Source organism: Polaromonas hydrogenivorans, from assembly GCF_040105105.1.
In the GTDB taxonomy this organism is placed as follows: Bacteria; Pseudomonadota; Gammaproteobacteria; order Burkholderiales; family Burkholderiaceae_C; genus Polaromonas; species Polaromonas hydrogenivorans.
Genome location: NZ_CP157679.1, coordinates 162,870 through 179,281 on the forward strand (window position 1 = coordinate 162,870; position 16,412 = coordinate 179,281).

Sequence of the window (16,412 nt, forward strand, 5' to 3'; positions counted from 1 at the left end):
CTTCATTTGATTGGTTCCAATGGGATTGAACTCTCACTATGCCATCGCCTGAACTCACAGGTGGTGCCGGATTTACCTTCGAGGACGCCGTGGCGGCCTGTTACCTCGCGGCCCTCGTCGGCGCTACGACGGCGCCGGGTCTCGGTTCGCGAGTAGTCCAGCGCGTCGCGCAACAGCAGGCGGAGGCCGGCGAGCCCCTGGATGACGTTATCGTCGATGCACTCGCACCGGCAGACGACTCTCTGATGCGGCTGTCCCTCCAGGTCAAGCGATCGTTCACAGTCTCGGACGCGGCCAGCAACACTGACTTTCGGGAGGTGATCCAGCGCAGCTGGCAGACCTTGCAGAAGCCGGATTTTCGTGAGCACGTCGATCGGGTGGGGGCCGCTACAGGAACCATTTCCGACGAGGCCTTTCGCAACTTCACCACCGTGTGCGAATGGGCGCGCGCGTCCGAATCGCCCGCCTCTTTCCTTCAGCGGTTCGGAGATAGTGGTGGCGCCTCGCAGTCGCACCGAGCGGTCGTCGACGCCGTGCGCAACTGCGCATTAGGAGACGCACGCCCGCTGCCGGGTGACGCCGTGTATCGGCTGTTCTCGCACCTAATCCTCATCAAGTTTGATCTGTTACATGAGGGCTCGACTACCGAGGCAGACGTCCTGGCCAGCTTGCAACGCGCGCTGGCTGCCGGCCAGCAGGGGCGAGCGGAGGAGTTGTGGCGCCAGTTGCGACAACTCGCACGCGATGGGTCGGGCCGCAGGGAGGAGTTCAGCCGTGCCTCGGTTTTGCGGCGCTTGTCCTGCGGCGTCCGTTTCATTGGGTCACCAGCCCTGGCCGGCGACCTCCACGTGCTGCGGGAGAGCAGTCGCCATTGGCTGGCACAGCAGCCCAACGACATTGGCGGCGCGCAAGTCGATCGGACTGATCTGCGGGCGAAGCTCGTCGCCGAGATGGTGCGCCACCGGTTGACGCTGATCAAAGGTCTGCCAGGCACTGGCAAGACGGTCCTGCTGCATGACCTGCTCGCCCGGTATTCTGCGGGCGGGACCACGCTGCTGTTGACGGCAAACCGTCTTTCAGGGCGCAGCTGGGCTGAAAACGCGGTCGCGATGGGGTTGTCTACCGTCGCCATCGAGCCGCTCCTGGTTGAAGTCGCGGCAACGGGCCACGCGGTGTTGTTCATCGATGGCCTGGACCGCATCGTTCCAGAGCAGCGAGCCGTCATCACGGACGTGCTGGGCCAGATCCTCGACAGCCCGGCACTGAGCGAGTGGAAAATCGTCGCAACTGCGCGGGACGCGGGGATCGAGCCCCTGCGCAACTGGGTACCACCCGCGTTGATCTCCGGCAGCGGCGTTGGCTACATCGATGTCGAGAACCTGTCGGACGCTGAAGCGACTGGTCTTGCCGCGACGCTGCCCGCGCTGCGGCCCTTGCTGACAGGTGGCGACGAGAGGGTGCGCGCCCTCGCCCGCCGCCCATTCTTCGCCTCGGTCCTGGCCCGCGGATTCTCCAGCGCGTCTTACCCCGCCGGGTTCGTGCCGCATTCTGAAGTCGACCTGATCAACGCGTGGTGGTTGCGCGGCGGCCACGACGCGCAAGACACACAGACCCTGGCACGGCAACGGGCGTTGATCGAACTCGCACAACGCAGCGCGCCTGATCTCGGCCGCAACGTGCGAATTCGCGACCTGTCGCCGGCTACGCAAGCCGTCCTTCCGGTGCTACAGCAGGACGGGCTTGTCCAGCAAGTCCGGTCCGGACTGACAGCGCAGTTCGCTCACGACATCTTCTTCGAATGGGCGTTTCTGCACTTGCTCCTGGACGAGGGTGAGAACTGGATCGCCGCCTTGACCGGCGCCGGCGAGCCACCCGCGCTGGCGCGTGTCGTCGAACTACTGTCGCAGGCGACCTATGTCGAGTCGGTGCAGTGGGGGCAATACCTGAGAGCGCTCGAGGCGCCAGCCCTGAGGCCGCAATGGTTGAGGGCTTGGCTCATCGCTCCGGTCTACACGCCCGATTTCAACGAGCATGCCGAGACCTTCACCGCGACGCTCGCGGCGGAAGACCACCGACTGCTTGGCAAGCTGCTGGTGTGGATGCGAGCCGAGAAGACAACGCCAAACCCTTCTGTTCTGTCGGGCCAGCTGAATGGCGAAGTCCTGACGTCGGCCGACCGGATTCGAATCGCCGACCTGCTGGGTTGGCCGTCGGACTTCGGTGCCTGGGCTCGCCTGCTCACTTGGGCACTCGACCACATCGCCAAAATCCCAGACGATTGCCTGGCCGATCTTGTGGCGCTTTTCCAGACATGGCAAGTGCCGTTGATGGACCTGCCGAACCCGGTCTCCCGTCGGATCGTTGAGCAATGTGCGACTTGGCTGCATGCGATCGAGGAGGCCCTGCAGTCGCCCCGATGGCGGTCAGCTGGTGAGGCGGAACCAGCCAAGCCAGCACCGCGTGTTCCCTCCGGTGTTGATTCGGAGTTGAGGTTTCTCGTGCTGCGCGCGGCACGCAGTTTTCCTGGGGTGGTTGCCGCATACCTGGTCAAAATCGAGCCGATCGAAGGATTCCAGGAGTCTTCGTTCCACGAAATAATGTCCCAAACGCCCCTGCTTGCGCAGACGCATCCCGAGCTGCTTTCACAGATCGCCCGCAGGAGTTTCATGAACGAGCTGCCGGATGACCTGGAGGCCAGGCTGAGGCGGGAGTCAAAGGAGCGCTCGAGCCGTATCGCTAAAATCAGGGCCAAGCCGGAGGAGCAGCGCACGCGCCGGGAAAAACTGGCCCTTGAGCACCTTCCGATGTCGATCATGGGGGGCAGTTCCCTTTCGTCTCACGACTGGAACCGGCTATCGATCGGCGCGGACTTCCAAGGCTACTTTCCGGCGTCCCCGCTACGCGAACCGTTCCACTCTTTGTTGACCCAAGCGCCGGCGATCGGCCACGCCCTGGTGCGCGAGCTCGCGCACCACGCCACGCTTGCCTGGCGCCAGCTGCATCATCACCTCGGAAGCCGGCTTACACCTATGCCGCTGGTGCTGGAGTTTCCATGGGGCCGCCAGGAGTTCTGGGGCAGCGCCCTTCACTACACATGGTCGCGTGGCCATGGCGGACCCAAGGCGCTGCAGTGCGCGATGATGGCCCTCGAGCGCTGGGCCCTGGCGCAGTTGGAATCGGGCCGGCCCGCCGGCGAGGTGTTGCAGGAGCTTCTGGAGGGGCATTCAAGCATCGCCGTTCTGGGTGTGGCGGTGCTCGTTGCTTTGCAATCGAGCGAGGTTTCGAGCGCGACCTTGCCCTTAGTGGGCAGCCAGCGGCTGTGGCGCCTGGATTTGGAGCGCAGCCTGCAGGAGGGACAGCTTCAGGCGGGGGGCCTCATGGGGTTCGACAGCAACGACATGCACCGCAAGGCGGTCATCGAAGCCGGAAGCCTGGCCGCGCGAAGCCTGGAAATCCGCTCGCTTGTCATCTTCTTTGCCCTTGGGTCAGACGCGGAACTACGCGCGGCGTGCCGGGCTGCACTTGAGCGCTTCCCTAGCCAGCTGGAACTCGAATACGAGGAAGAAGCGCAGAGCGAGGGACACATGGCGGAACTGCGCCGCAACGCGGAGTTGTGGGCCGAGTTCGGCCGTCAAGAAAACTACGTGACCACCCCGATTCCCGGTCGGGACGACGTGGTTGGAATCGAGTTGCGCAGCGCGCGGCACGCCGCTCCGGAAATCCAGGCAGCACGCGAGCGCCACGAGGAAATTTCCCGCGAGTCGCAGCTGTGGCTGTGGGTGCAGAAGTGCTTCGAGTCGGCGGCGCTGGCGCCGGAATTGTCGCCAGCCGAAGCCGTCAAGCGCGCGAAGGCAATGGCCGCGTCGGTCGCCGCAGGAACAGCGGCATCGCTGATGCCTGACCATGCGGTGGCGCATGGCTGCATCGCCGGCACTGCCGCGGCGGTAATCTGCTTGGAGGAGCCGGGCAAGGACGCCGCCTGGGCGCGCTCCACGTTGGATTCCTACCGGGGTCAAGCGGAGACACCCAGGGACGACATCAGGGCCGGGTCCCGGATTCCGTGGCACCCCAAGATATTTGTGGCTCGGGCGCTGGCAACCGATCTCAGAAACGGCTGCGGTGATGCGGCCGATCGCGAGGCGCTTTACCGCTTGGTGGCCCATCCCTTGGAGGTGGTCTCGCTGGAGGCGCTGGAAGGTGTTCGCAGTTGCTGGGAGTGGGATCCGCATTTCGCATGGTGCGGGTTTAATCTGGGACTTCGCCTTGCGCAATACAGGCGAGCGCCGGATGGGCACAGGCTTGATCCGGCCATCCGCAGCCGCATCGAAGAGGAGCGCAGGACTGGCGCAGTGTCCGAAGCGCTGTGTGAGTTGACGTCTACCGACGGTTTTCCATCGTGGGCACGGCCCATGCCGTCCTGGACACAAGAGACGCCGGATACCCGAGACCGGCATTGGCACGTCGAAGAAGATGGGTGGCGCAGGTCGGACGACATCTGGATCAGCGATTTTGCGTCGGCTGTGCTGCAGCGCGTCCCTGCCGAAGCCGTCATGCGTAGTCCGGCGAGGGATCGCTACGTCGAGGCCCTGGAAGCGTTCGTGGACTGGACCTTGGACACGCTGAATCCGGCGTGGCGGTCCGAGCGGCGTCGGGGACGGGAGCGGGATGGTGCTGACCAGCTTCAATGGCAACGCCAGTTGGGGCGCCTGCTGGCGGGTGTGGCAGAGTGGCTTCCCGAAGCGGAGTTTCGTGACAGGCTGCTGGCCGCCATCTTGGACCAGCCCGACGAGATCGCGATGCGCATGCTCGCCCCGTTCACGGGTGCCTTGGCTGCCTCGGGCGTCCTGGATGCGCCCCAGATGGACCCGCGCGTCCTCGGTCTGTTGGAGGTGGCCCTTGACCGGATGCTGGAGCACCGCGACTTTCACAGATCCCGCTACAGCGATGGAAGGCTCAGTGGCTTCGACCTGCCCGAGTTAATCAAGACGCTACTATTTGTAGCCGTCGAGGGCGCGAACGGCGCCATACGGTTTGCCAATGCGCGCTGGGGCGACTTGCCGCAAGTTCTGCCGCTGGTGGACAAGCTCATCCGTCAGGGAGGCTGGATACCCTACGTGGCGGACCAGTTTGTCAAGCTGTGCGAGCAGGCCGGTGGCAACTATCCTGCGGAGGCGTTTGCTGATTTGATGCTGGCGCAAATAATTGACGGACGATTGCCTTCCGGATGGAAGGGCACGCACATCCCGGCGGCGGTCGCCAGGTTGGTCCAGGCGCATGCGGATCGCCAGCACCCCTTGCCTACGATACTTGCCAGAAAGCTGCTGCATATCCTGGATGCCTTGGTGGATCTCGGGGACCGTCGCAGCGCTGCTCTGCAGCAGAGCGAATCCTTCCGTGGCGTGCGCCTGCCTTCCCGCAGTTGAGTCGGCAGCTTGGCTAAGCGAGCACCCGTGAGTGCCGCAGGCACGCTTGGTTGGAAGTGAAGTTGCCCCGTTTCCACGGGCGCATTGGCAATATACGCTGGCTGAGCAGGTATAGCCTGGTCGGCCAGCGTCAGGGGCGCCAAGCCTGCTCGGCGGATGAAGCAAATGCAGGCTTACAGGAGCGCCTAGTGTTCCCGGCAATACGCCAGCCCACCAAACCGCTGGGCGTTGTTCCAGCAAAACTTGCCTTCGGGAAAGCTGATCTTGACCGCGCAGCGCGCACACCAGGCGTTTGGCCGGCTCTGCGGACGGCCCGATCACGGCAGGCGGCGGTGGCGCCGGGGTCTGGGCTCGGGCGGGCGCGGTGAATGGAGGCGCTGGCGCCGACAACGCAGGCGCTGGCATCACTGCTTTGCCCGGTGCGTGGCCGCATGAAGTCGGGCAGCTCGAGCCAGTCGGCTGGCCGGTGCTGCCTTTTCTGCCGAGAAAAGGCACCGCGAAGCCGCCGCGTCGCCCGCGCCATTTATTGCGTTATCGACTCGGCTTGAACTCGAAATAGGCTTCAGCCGATTCGCCCAGCGTGCGAAAGCCGGCCTGCCGGGCCAGGTCGCACGCCTTTTGCCATTGGGTCGCCAGGACGACCTCGGCCTTGTCCAGCTGATCGTTGCCGCTTTCGCTCACGCCGAGCCAGGCGCGGTAGGCGGGCAAGACGTCATCGGGCCCGCCCAGCGCCTTTTCCAGCGCGCGGCGGTACTGGTCCTCGGCTTTGACGCGCACGTCTTGCGGAATCTCCGGAAAATCCTCGAGGGTGATGGTGTAGCGCATACCCGCCAGTATGCCGCCGAGCCGGGTCATGCGCATCGTGCGCGCCTTCAAAAGTCGTCGGGAGTGCCTTTGGCTGATGCGGGCCAGCGGGCATGCACAATCGCAGCCCATGCCTATTGATCAGATTGCCATTGCCCTGTTCGGCGCGCTCGCCGCCTGGCTTTCCCAGGAAAGCCGCGAGGCCTGCAGGCGCTGGGCCTCCCATCTTTGGCATGCTGGGCCAGGCGCTTCTGGTTCTATACCTCCTGGCAAGCTGGGCAGTGGCGCATCTTTGCCGTGTCGGTGTTCTGCGCCGTTGCATGGATGTAGGGGCTGTGGCTGCACTGGCTGGCGCCGCACCTTGATCAGCCAGCAGCCAGCAGCCAGCCCTGCTACTGCGCCTTCGGCAGCAAGAAAGACACCACGCGCGGAAAATTAATGCGCAACCGACATGCAAGGTAAGCCAAGGCTACCGGGCAAGGCGGAGGCGGTCGAGCACTGCATTGCGATCATCCGACGGCACCTGTGAACATAATTAAAGCTAGCGGAAGATAGCCGATAGGCCATTGCGCCTTCAGCGGTCAGGCTTCGATTGACAGGCTTAAGGCAAAACGGTGTGCGCTCCAGGTGCGGCCCTTGAACACGGGGCCACCATGGAGGTCGAACCGCCGGCGGAACTGAAAGGGCGTCCCCTTTTCCAGGGACACGGGATGATGGGTTTACTCGATGCGAACGATCCGCAGCTGCGTCGCGTCCACTTCTTCGGTACCGGTGGCGTAGGCCACCAGCACCGAGTCGGGGCGCTTGGCCCGCCGGTCCACGACCAACCTGCCGCTCGGCCCATTGCCCGCGGCCACGATGAACACGGGCGCGCTGGCTGGGAGCAGCTGGGCCAATCCCGGCCGGGTGGCGGCCCTGGGCCTGGCCTGGGCCGGCAAGCCTTCGGACGCGGGCGGCTCCTCGATGGGCGGGCGCTCTTTGGCCGGGGGTTCACGCACCGGGGGCGCTTTTTGCGGTTCGCCTTCTTGGTCGCCGCCTGGCAGCGACTGGCCGCTTTCCTGAACAGCCGCCGCCCGGGCGCGCTCGAGCACGATGCTGCCGGTCGGCTTGCCGGTGATGGCGCCAATGATGCGCCGGGCCTCGGTCACGCTGAGGAACGTGTCGGCATCGGGCAAGGCGGCGATCACCTCGGCCGGCGTCTTGCCCCACTGGCGAGACAGGTCATAAAGCGCGCGCATGTCGGCCGTGTCCAGGCGCGCGGCCAACTCGGGCGGCAGGTCCCCGGCCTGCCGAAAGGCCGTCACTTGGTAGTCCTTGAGCGCGCAGATGGCCGCGATCTGCCTGGTGGTCAAGCCTTCGCGGACCAGCCGGGCAATGGCGGTGGCCAGGTCGGAGTTGGAGAGGTCGGCGCGCTGCTGGTTCTCGATCAGCTGCGCGGCGAATTCGTTCGCACCGTTCACACCGGTCGGACGGACCACCGCCGGGATGTCGGTCACGCCGGCCAGCCGGGATGCCCGCAGGCGCCTCGCGCCAAAGGCCAGCACGTAGCGCCCGTTCACGGGCGGGCGGACCACGATGGGCTGCACCACGCCATGGGCCAGGATGCTCTGGGCCATGCTCTGGAGTTCCTCGTCGTCAAACACCGTCCTGGGCTGGTCGGGGTCCTCGTCGATGTCGGCCAGGGGAAGGCGCAGCGCCTCGCCTGGCGCCTCGCTGCTCGCCGCGCGCAGGCTGGCCAGCGTTGCCTCGGCAAGCCGGGGGCGGGCTTTGAGCGTGATCACGGGCCTGGGCGCGCGGTCCGCAAAGGGTAGGAAGGGGGAAATCGGTTCGTCAGTCATCATGGGTTGGATTTCATTTTATCGGTGGCCGCGGCACGGGCGCTGGCGATGTCCTGGCTGGCTTCTTTAGCGGACGCACCCTTCATGCGCCACACCGGCACGCCTTTGCTCGCGGCGCGCGCATCGCTGCCGCGTCTGGCCAGCGAATCCGGGAAACAGCCGCTGGCCGACCTGCCCGGCCAGCGCTTCGAACAACTTGTGCTCCCGGCGGCTCCTGCGGTCATCGCGATGAACCGATTGAAGCCGAGACGTTGAGGTTAAATTCCCCGGGGTCTGTTGATCCATCTTGCATGCCCAAAAAGTTTTTTCCACCTGTTGCACGGTGCAAAATTGCCCGGCCTTGCACCGTTCAACACATGCGGCTCCACCGCCTGGCGCAGAACCCTTGATGTCGGGCAGGAGTCATCCCATTCAAAAATGGACAAGTCGATGCAGGCAGCCCAGGCGCGTGGCCAGGAAATCGCGCACTGCCTGGGGTGAAGCCGGCACCTCAGCGCCGTGCACCCGGCGCACCAGCAGGTCGCGCAAGTCAAGGCATGAGACAGACAAGGAAGTGGAGGAAGTAGAGGAAGTAGAGCCTGACGATGCGCAGCATCGGCTCGCCTTCCCCTGCAGAAGAGGAAGTCTTGCCCATGACGCCGCGGCAGAGTCGGGATCAGGCGCTTGCGCTTTTCACGCCTTTCACGCTTTACCGCGCGGCAAGCACTGCAAACCTTCGCTGGATGCCTGGGCCCCCATTGTTTTGATCTGCCGGCATGCTGCGCGCCGCTGTTTTCAGCAACCATGCCCGCCTCAAACGCGATCGGGTCCGCTTGACGCTACAGCACACCGGAGCCCGGCCCCCTGCCGGCGAGAACCGGTCTACACCAGGCGATAGGCGCCTTTAGGGCCTTCCTTGATCGACCCGGCGGCCACCAGATTGCGCAGCGACCGGCCAATGGAGCCCAGCGGAATGCCGGTGGCCTGCGCCAGGCTGGCCTGCGTGACCACCCTGGCGCTTCGGCGGTCAAGCAGGCTTGTCAAGACTGCCATGACTTTCTCGTCGTTGGGGCTCAGGCGCGGCTTTTTGCCTTGGACCGCCTTCGATTTCCTGGCCGCGGCAGGCTTGACCACCGCCTCCTCGGCACTCGCCTTGTCCGGCCGCGGTGCGGCTCGCCCTCCATCGCCGCGTCCTCCGTCGCTGCCCAGGGCGATGAGCACGGGCAGGTCGGGCGAGGCCGCTTCGCTCGCCTGGGCATAAAGAGCCTTGAGCTGCTCCTCCATGGCCTGCAGCTCGTGCGCCATGCGGGCCAGTGAGAGCAGCTTTTTGTAGGCCGCGTCATTGTCCGGGCTGAACGGCTGGCTGGCCATCTGGGCCATGGCCCGGGCGCCGCCGGCTTGAACGTCGGCCGACACGGCCTGGTGCGCCTGGTACAAGCCCAGGCCGGCTTGCTGGATGGATTGAAGGGTCGAGGACGAAAGGGTCATGCAATCTCCGGGTAAGCATTCAATGAAGGGATCCGGGTGTGATTCTGACAGCACGCGGCCACTACACGATCAGCACCATGGAGCCGCCTGAATACGCCTGCTTGATGACGCGCACCGGCGCGCCCATGATGCTCGAAAGCGTCAACGTCGAGGGCGACATCAAAGGCCTGCTGTTCGAGGCGAGCGTCGAGCAGCGGTTTTGCAATCCCACGGACCAGAGCGTTGAAGTGGTCTACACCTTCCCCTGCCCTGGGGCACCGTCCTGCTGGGCATTGAAGTGCAACTGGGCAGCAAGCGCCTGAATGGCGCGGTGGTCGCCAAAAAATGGGCCCAGGCGCGCTATGAGGAGGCGCGGTCCGAAGACCAGGCCGCGCTCATGCGGGAGAAAAACCAGGATCTGAGCTACCCCCTGAACCTGGGCCACCTGGCCGCCCGGGAGCGCTGCGTCATCACGATGCGCTACGCGCAGACACTGCAGTTCGAGCAGCGCGGCTTGCGCCGGCATCCGTTCCTACGCCAAACACGTTCATCAACCGGCAACGCGACACCATCGCGAGTGCTTCGCCGGTTTCGGGGCAGGCGATCAGATAGTTGAAGTTGCGGTAGGCATTGCCGGTCCAGATGCGTTCGACAATCATGGTGGGCTCAAAGGGTGTGCTGTCAGATCATTGCGCGGCGCTTTTGCTCACGGTGCTGCTCGATCAGGCGGATCGTCGCCGCCACCCTGGCCATGTTCGGGTTCAGCTTGAGCGCTCGCTCAAGGCAGGACTGGGCGCGGTCGGGCTCACCCAGGGCCAGATATATCTGCCCGTAGCCCGCGAGCGCCCCGAAGTGGTTGCGGTTCCGCTTGAGAGCTTCGTCGCAGTCCTTCATCGACAGCTCATACTGGCCGAGCAGGTAGTAAACGATGGCGCGCTGGTTCCAGCCCTGCGCGAAGGCCGGCTTCCTGCGGATCACCTCGGAAAACGTGGTCAAAGCCTCGACCAGCTGCGACGCCGCCATCTGCTGGACGCCGCGCTGGAACAAAGCATCGATCGCGCGGTTGCCGGAACGGCTCCAGATCTGCCACAGTGCGGCTTCGGCGAGTTGGCGAACGGGCGCGTCATCGTCCCGCAGGCGGACCACGAGACGGTCGGCATCCGCCATGGCGCCGACTTCGCCCAGGCGCGCGATGGCAGCGCGCCGCACGGCAGGCTCGGGGTGTTCGATCGCCTTGAGCGCCTGCAGCCGTGTCGAAGGCGGGTCGGCCGCAGACAGCGGCTGCGAAAGCGTCATGATCATCAAAACGATACAAAGGCACAGTGCACGCAACATGATGCTCCTCCTATACGCCGTGGCTTGCGCCGGCAAATTAAGCCCTGGCGCCCGCCCGGCGCTGGCGCACGGACGCCGCCAGCTGCTCCAGCACGGCCACGGTCGCCTCCCAGCCGATGCAGGCGTCGGTGACGCTCTGCCCGTAGCGCAGGCCTTGGCGACCATCGACGATGTCCTGCCGGCCTTCGACCAGGTGGCTCTCAATCATGAGGCCGCAGATGCTGCTCGAGCCGCTGGCGATTTGCTGCGCGATATCGGCCGCCACGGCGGGCTGCCTGGAAAAGTCCTTGTTGCTGTTGCCGTGGCTGCAGTCGATCACCAGCCGCGCGGGCAAGCCGGCCTGGGACAGGCTCGCCGCAGCGCGGCTGACGCTGGCGGCGTCGTAGTTCGGCCCGTCACTGGCGCCGCGCAGCACCAGGTGGCCATCAGGGTTGCCGGTGGTCGTGATGACGATGGCCTTGCCTTCGAGCGAGATGGAGGGAAAGCGGTGCGACTGGACGGCCACATGGATGGCGTCGATGGCGGCGCCCACGCTGCCGTTGGTAGCGTTCTTGAAGCCCACGGGCGCCGAAAGGGCCGAAGCCATCTGCCGGTGCAGCGGGCTTTGCACCGTGCGGGCGCCGATCGCGCCCCAGGTGAGCAGTTCGGCGTAGTACTGCGGCGTCACCAGGTCCAGGATTTCAGAGGCCGCCGGCACGCCCAGCCGCGCGCATTCCAGCAGGATGCACCGCGCATGGCGCAGGCCCGCGCCAATGTCGCCCTGGCCGTCGAGTTCCGGGTCGTAGATCAAACCCTTCCAGCCCATGCGCGTGCGCGGTTTTTCGAAGTAGACGCGCATCACCAGCAGCAGCGAATCGTCCAGGCGCGGGGCCAGCGGGCGCAGCCGTGCAGCGTATTCCAGGGCCGACTCAGGCTCGTGGATCGAGCACGGGCCCACGATAACCAGCAGCCTGTCATCCAGACCGCGCAATATATTGCGGGTGGCAGCGCGCGAGGCGGCAATGAATGCGGCTTCGGCTTCGCCCGCTGGCAGTTCGCCCTGCAGCAGCCGGGGTTCCGGAAGCGGGTCGGCCTGGGCGATGTGGATGTCTGAGATTTGGGTGGACATGGCGTCTGCGTGATGGGGGCTGTTTTTCGCGGCATTCACCCCGTCCTGATCACCGAAATAAACTCGGTCCCGCTTTCCGGCAGCCAAACCTCCCCAGGCCGGCCCAGTATCTGGCGGATGTTAGCGGCGGGACGTGGCATGGGTAGCACACCGAACTTCTCGCTGCCCGGGTCGAAGCGCAGCATGGCGTTGTTGCTCCACTCTGCGGCCCAGACGATGTCCTGGTCGTCCACGTACACGGCGTACACATGCGGATCGGTTCCTGGCGCTTTCCAGGTGCGCCAACTGTTGGCCCCCATGCCCAGCGCCGGGTCGTGCATGGAGAGGTTGCCGCTGTTCCATTCGGCCACCCAGATGCGGCCACGGCTGTCGGACCAGACGCGGCGCGCGCCCTGGCGCTGCGTGGGTGGTTCTACGATGCGTGACATGCCGGTTTTTCGGTCGATTTGTGCAATGAACGACCCCGCCAGCGAGCACCACCACACGTCGCCCCTGGGAGTGGCGCATATGCCGTAGGGCCCGCGTCCGCGCGGTGACGCTTTCACGCTGACCAAGCCGGTGCGCACGGCCACTTTGCCAACGTAGCCACTTTGCCCGGTAAACCACAGGTCGCCGTCGCCATCAAAGGCGCAGGTGTTGAGGTTGGCATGGGGCGTTGCGGCAGGCAGGTGGAAAAGCCTCACCTCACGCGCTGGCCAGCTCACGCGCGCTATGGCGTTTTGCCCACCGTCGGTCAGCCAGGCCGCGCCGTCGGGTCCGGCAATGACGCCGTGCGGCGACGAAGCATCGCCTAAAGAAATCAGTTCCGGCTTGCCCGTGCGCGGGTCAAACCAGCCCAGGTGCCCGCTGCGCTGCGCAGAGAACCATACCCCGCCATCCGGCGCCGGTGCCAAGTCATGGATGCCGGTGGCACGCGGCGTGTTGAGCGGCCAGGACTGCAGACGCGCGGCATCCGGAGGCTGCGCGCGCCCGGCGCCGGGCCAGAGCAGAACGGCGGACAGCGCGCCCAGCGTGCTGCGGCGGCTGATGCGGGTCATCTGGGCGCTGTGGAACGAATGAGCGTTCATTGGCACGGCCATGGCAATACCTCTTTTGCGCGTTGGTGTTCGATGGTGCGGCTTCGGGCAGTTCATTTTGGCGGCAATGCAGGGTGCCCTGCAAGGGGGTTCTGCGCGTTGCCGGTTGATGAACGTGTTTGGAGCAGGAACGGATGCCAGCTCCTCAAACGGGACGGATTTTTCCTGCCTGCGAATCAAACTGCTCGGCAAAAGGCAGCTCGATACAGCCTTCGAGCAGGAGCTGACCCTTGCGGATCATGTGCATCAGCTCGATGCCGGCCAGGGCATTTTTGGCGGCTCGAAATGACTTGAAGTTCAGCATCGGTTTGGTGACCCGTTTGATGGCCCGATGGTCCTGGCGGGCGATGCTGTTGAGTGATGTTACGCAGACGTTTGTTTTTCAGCCTTGGAAGTGGGAAAGCCGCACCATGTTTTGGACAAGAGTCCGGCTCATTTGCCGGGCCTGCCGACATCAGTGCACCGTCACGGCAGGAACCATCTTCGACAAGACCCGTACATCGCTGAGGGTGGCTGTGCGCCAGCCCGATGTGCGAGCACATCGTCGTCGACAAGCTGCCGTTCACGCCGGTCGAGGAGGCGCTAGCCGAGTGGCTCGCCAGCCAGGGGCGCGACCCGTTTGCCGAACTGTCCGTGCCCCGCGCGGGTATGAAGCTGGCGCAGTGGGTCGGGCGCGGCGTGCGCACGGAGACGGACCGGGCAGTGATCACCGTGTGCGACACGCGCCTGGCGATGCTGGCCCGGGCTGCCGCCGTTTGCGCTGGTGCGCTGGTCATGCTTTGGGTCATCGGGCCGTTTGAACTGATGTCGAAGCATCGACCGCGCTGGTTTTCGTACAGCCATCACGGCATCGAGCACAGAACCGCAGAACCATTGGCGAGTACAGAGCATTTCGCCACCGAACTCTTGAACGCAGCCGGAACAGTATTGCGCCGCCGTTGCATGCCGATGCCGATGCCGATAATGTTTTAATTTCAGTCATCCGCCCAGATGCAGCACCGAGAACAAGGGCGCAGACATCAAGGAAAGATGCCGATAAAAGAAGTAGAAAAATCGTGTGACATCGGTCAGCTCAGTGAATCAGGCATGATTGTCCGGTTCCGACTTGATTCACGGTGCAGCGCAGCGGTGCTGACAGCCGCCAGGACACCGCCAGCGCAGCATTACACGCACGGACTTGACGGCCAGAACCGCTGTGATAAGGTCAAAGAAACCAGTAAACTGCCCTCCCCTGCCACGCATATTGCACTACTGCGGAGTTACCATCAACTGGACCGACTTCAACCGCGCCGCCGGGTCAGTACCAGATGATGCAAGCGTATTTGGTGTTATCTAACTTGCAGACCAACAACCTGGTCAATGCCGGCGGGTTACATGCTCTTTGTGTTGGCGTAATAGACCTCATCGATCAGGCTTCTTTAGAGGGTTCGTGAAACCATTCGTTTCCGTACTGGGCGATAGCGTAGGCTTCGACCATTTTGCTAACCAAAAAAGGTGACGCGGCCCAATTTCCTGCCTCAACTTTTCGCTTCGTGGAAGGAGTTGACAGGCCCGCAGTTCTCAAAGCTTCCAAAGCGGTTTCAGCATAAGGTTTTTGTTGGTCTTTGCTCAGACTCATCAACTCATCCTTGATTTCAGCCCTGCGACGTTCCTTGTGGCTTTGAGGCGCCTTGAGTTCATCGTTCAAAGTTTGTGGAGACACTTTGTTCACGTGATGTATGGACAGTGGTTTGTCGTGAACGTACTGATTTGTATCAGTAAGAACTGAACGCAAGTAAGCTATTTTGGAATCAACATTAGCCAGATCATCGCGAGCCAAACGCGCTTCTAGCCTCGAAAAGGCAACTTTAAGGACGTTTTCGTTTTGACCTTGAGTTATCAAGTTCGAGATATCGCCCAAAGAAAGTCCTAACCTTATCGCAATCTCGGCAATTTCAGAGCTCATTTTTGAAGGCGTACCAAGGTTACTGGAATCGTTGTCCTTAATGCTGCGTGATACCTTGAACTGAGCGGACGTCAATTTTCGACCAGTCTTTTTTTCTAATAGCTCAACAATCAGGTCAGATTTAAGATTGATTTCTTGGATGGCAGCATTGAGTGAATCGTCCTTAAATTTACTCCAGCCACGTGGTTTCGGCAGTTTTGTTATCGGATCAATTGGCGCGGCAGACTGTGATAAAGCACTAATCCACCAGTCCATGTCTTGCTCACTTGTTAAACCGCTTGGATTGTTCCTGTAACGACTTGCAATCTCGTACAGAGCAACTGCGGTGTAAGTCTTCAGTCTGGCTAATTGAGTAATGTCGATTGGGGTGAATCGGGATGGATCAACGATGACATCCATCAAACTGGGAGGAAAAGCCCACTCGACATAAATAACGCCTTTCCCAGCTTCCTTGGTAAAAGTCACCTCAGATAAAAGGCTCATACTTCTGAAAATTATTTCGCTGTTGGCGTCGGGTGCTTCCCAATCCAGTTCAACACGACGCATTTCGCGAAAGGATTTTTTACTCTGAGAAAGTAGGTTGGACTCACCGACTTCCACAGGATCAACAAGGTCACTCAATTTTGCTTTAAAACGAACAGGCAAGACTCCTAACCCATCTTTTTGAAATTGGGCAACTTGTCGTTGGGTCACGTTCAAGAGCACGTTGAAAAGCTTTCTGCTGATTGCAGTGAGCTTGCCAACTTTTGGCATCATTACTAAAGCACTGTTCGGTTTTTTGAACGTCAAACTTACGCTGGGCATGTCAATTTCCGCTGTTTTTATGTATCGGAATACTATCATCTATTCCGATAGTTGACAAGTTAGCATTTATAAAACAGGGGATACTTACCGAATCCATGGATTTCTTAACATCAATTTCAGTAGAACGTTGGCTAAGCTTCATCACGAATTTGACAAAAAAACAAGAGTTGGTATCAAAAAATGAGCGCGTCAGCATTCATTTTTGATCGAATGTGGCTGATGTTAAGTTTACTTAACGCTATTAAACGGGGGAGATTTCGCTATTAGATAGGGGATACAAAGTTATTAAACGGAGAGGAGTTCATGATAAAACAGGGGATAGTTAGTAAAAAAAATTGATCGTAACTTATTGATTTAATTGAAGAAAAATGATTTTCTTACAAGCTTAAAAGTATTAAAGACTTCTCTTAGATATCTATTGAAGACAGGCGATTTTTAAATCAGAAGACACGGGGACACCAAATCAAGTTGAGATTGCGAATTCAACAAGCAATCAAAGTGCGTTTTTCATGCATAGGATCTGTGGTGAGTATTGATGTTCATTGTGTAGAAACATAAAAATATTTTTAAGAATTAAGAAATTTCGTTACTTAAGCCTTGATCCGCTAAAATTAGAAAATACCGAAAGAAAAC

11 protein-coding genes and 3 pseudogenes are annotated in these 16,412 nt (G+C 61.9%); 4 read left to right on the forward strand and 10 right to left on the reverse strand.

Going from position 1 to position 16,412, the window contains the following annotated elements:
• The first annotated feature begins 38 nt into the window (after positions 1-38).
• Positions 39-5,423, forward strand: a complete 5,385-nt coding sequence (locus ABLV49_RS25610; RefSeq protein WP_349283195.1) for an ATP-binding protein — start codon at positions 39-41, stop codon at positions 5,421-5,423.
• 531 nt (positions 5,424-5,954) lie between these two features.
• Here the strand turns inward: ABLV49_RS25610 and ABLV49_RS25615 are convergent.
• The gene (locus ABLV49_RS25615) at positions 5,955-6,284 is read right to left on the reverse strand and encodes a hypothetical protein (protein ID WP_349283197.1); all 330 of its coding nucleotides are present in this window, start codon (positions 6,282-6,284) and stop codon (positions 5,955-5,957) included.
• Between the two features lie 662 nt (positions 6,285-6,946).
• A complete protein-coding gene (locus ABLV49_RS25620; RefSeq protein WP_349283199.1) occupies positions 6,947-8,068 on the reverse strand; it encodes a ParB/RepB/Spo0J family partition protein in 1,122 nt (373 codons plus the stop codon).
• A 3-nt stretch (positions 8,069-8,071) separates the two neighbouring features.
• Between ABLV49_RS25620 and ABLV49_RS25625 the strand changes: the two genes are divergently transcribed.
• A complete protein-coding gene (locus ABLV49_RS25625; RefSeq protein ID WP_349283201.1) occupies positions 8,072-8,320 on the forward strand; it encodes a hypothetical protein in 249 nt (82 codons plus the stop codon).
• Positions 8,321-8,476: 156 nt separating this feature from the next.
• Here the strand turns inward: ABLV49_RS25625 and ABLV49_RS25630 are convergent, their stop codons facing one another.
• Positions 8,477-8,614, reverse strand: a complete 138-nt coding sequence (locus ABLV49_RS25630; protein ID WP_349283203.1) for a hypothetical protein — start codon at positions 8,612-8,614, stop codon at positions 8,477-8,479.
• A 312-nt stretch (positions 8,615-8,926) separates the two neighbouring features.
• Positions 8,927-9,532: a hypothetical protein gene (locus ABLV49_RS25635; protein ID WP_349283205.1), complete on the reverse strand. Its 606-nt coding sequence runs from the start codon at positions 9,530-9,532 to the stop codon at positions 8,927-8,929.
• Between the two features lie 128 nt (positions 9,533-9,660).
• On the opposite strand from ABLV49_RS25635, the pseudogene ABLV49_RS26185 reads away from it, so the two are divergent.
• A pseudogene (locus ABLV49_RS26185) lies at positions 9,661-9,935 on the forward strand (VIT domain-containing protein); the annotation flags it as partial.
• A 145-nt stretch (positions 9,936-10,080) separates the two neighbouring features.
• Here ABLV49_RS26185 and ABLV49_RS25645 read toward each other — a convergent pair.
• From ABLV49_RS25645 to ABLV49_RS25665, 5 genes and pseudogenes are all read right to left on the reverse strand, one after another.
• A pseudogene (locus tag ABLV49_RS25645) lies at positions 10,081-10,170 on the reverse strand (hydroxyacylglutathione hydrolase); the annotation flags it as partial.
• Between the two features lie 22 nt (positions 10,171-10,192).
• On the reverse strand, positions 10,193-10,846 hold the full coding sequence (locus tag ABLV49_RS25650) for a tetratricopeptide repeat protein (RefSeq protein WP_349283209.1): 654 nt from the start codon (positions 10,844-10,846) through the stop codon (positions 10,193-10,195).
• A 37-nt stretch (positions 10,847-10,883) separates the two neighbouring features.
• Positions 10,884-11,954, reverse strand: a complete 1,071-nt coding sequence (locus ABLV49_RS25655) for a 3-deoxy-7-phosphoheptulonate synthase (protein WP_349283211.1) — start codon at positions 11,952-11,954, stop codon at positions 10,884-10,886.
• A gap of 35 nt (positions 11,955-11,989) precedes the next feature.
• On the reverse strand, positions 11,990-13,033 hold the full coding sequence (locus tag ABLV49_RS25660) for a Vgb family protein (RefSeq protein ID WP_349283213.1): 1,044 nt from the start codon (positions 13,031-13,033) through the stop codon (positions 11,990-11,992).
• 142 nt (positions 13,034-13,175) lie between these two features.
• Positions 13,176-13,388: pseudogene (locus ABLV49_RS25665) on the reverse strand (DDE-type integrase/transposase/recombinase); the annotation flags it as partial.
• A 170-nt stretch (positions 13,389-13,558) separates the two neighbouring features.
• Between ABLV49_RS25665 and ABLV49_RS25670 the strand changes: the two are divergent.
• Positions 13,559-14,002, forward strand: coding sequence for a helicase C-terminal domain-containing protein (locus ABLV49_RS25670; RefSeq protein ID WP_349283215.1), 444 nt, complete (start codon positions 13,559-13,561; stop codon positions 14,000-14,002).
• Positions 14,003-14,438: 436 nt separating this feature from the next.
• On the opposite strand, the gene ABLV49_RS25675 is transcribed toward ABLV49_RS25670, so the two are convergent.
• A complete protein-coding gene (locus ABLV49_RS25675; protein ID WP_349283217.1) occupies positions 14,439-15,779 on the reverse strand; it encodes a replication initiation protein in 1,341 nt (446 codons plus the stop codon).
• Positions 15,780-16,412 lie beyond the last annotated feature (633 nt).

Coding starts and splice junctions, on each gene's coding strand:
- ABLV49_RS25660 (WP_349283213.1), bottom strand. CDS start 13,033: ATGGCCGTGCCAATGAACGCTCATTCGTTCCACAGCGCCCAGATGACC.
- ABLV49_RS25635 (WP_349283205.1), bottom strand. CDS start 9,532: ATGACCCTTTCGTCCTCGACCCTTCAATCCATCCAGCAAGCCGGCCTG.
- ABLV49_RS25615 (WP_349283197.1), bottom strand. CDS start 6,284: ATGCGCATGACCCGGCTCGGCGGCATACTGGCGGGTATGCGCTACACC.
- ABLV49_RS25610 (WP_349283195.1), top strand. CDS start 39: ATGCCATCGCCTGAACTCACAGGTGGTGCCGGATTTACCTTCGAGGAC.
- ABLV49_RS25620 (WP_349283199.1), bottom strand. CDS start 8,068: ATGATGACTGACGAACCGATTTCCCCCTTCCTACCCTTTGCGGACCGC.
- ABLV49_RS25655 (WP_349283211.1), bottom strand. CDS start 11,954: ATGTCCACCCAAATCTCAGACATCCACATCGCCCAGGCCGACCCGCTT.
- ABLV49_RS25670 (WP_349283215.1), top strand. CDS start 13,559: ATGTGCGAGCACATCGTCGTCGACAAGCTGCCGTTCACGCCGGTCGAG.
- ABLV49_RS25650 (WP_349283209.1), bottom strand. CDS start 10,846: ATGTTGCGTGCACTGTGCCTTTGTATCGTTTTGATGATCATGACGCTT.
- ABLV49_RS25675 (WP_349283217.1), bottom strand. CDS start 15,779: ATGCCCAGCGTAAGTTTGACGTTCAAAAAACCGAACAGTGCTTTAGTA.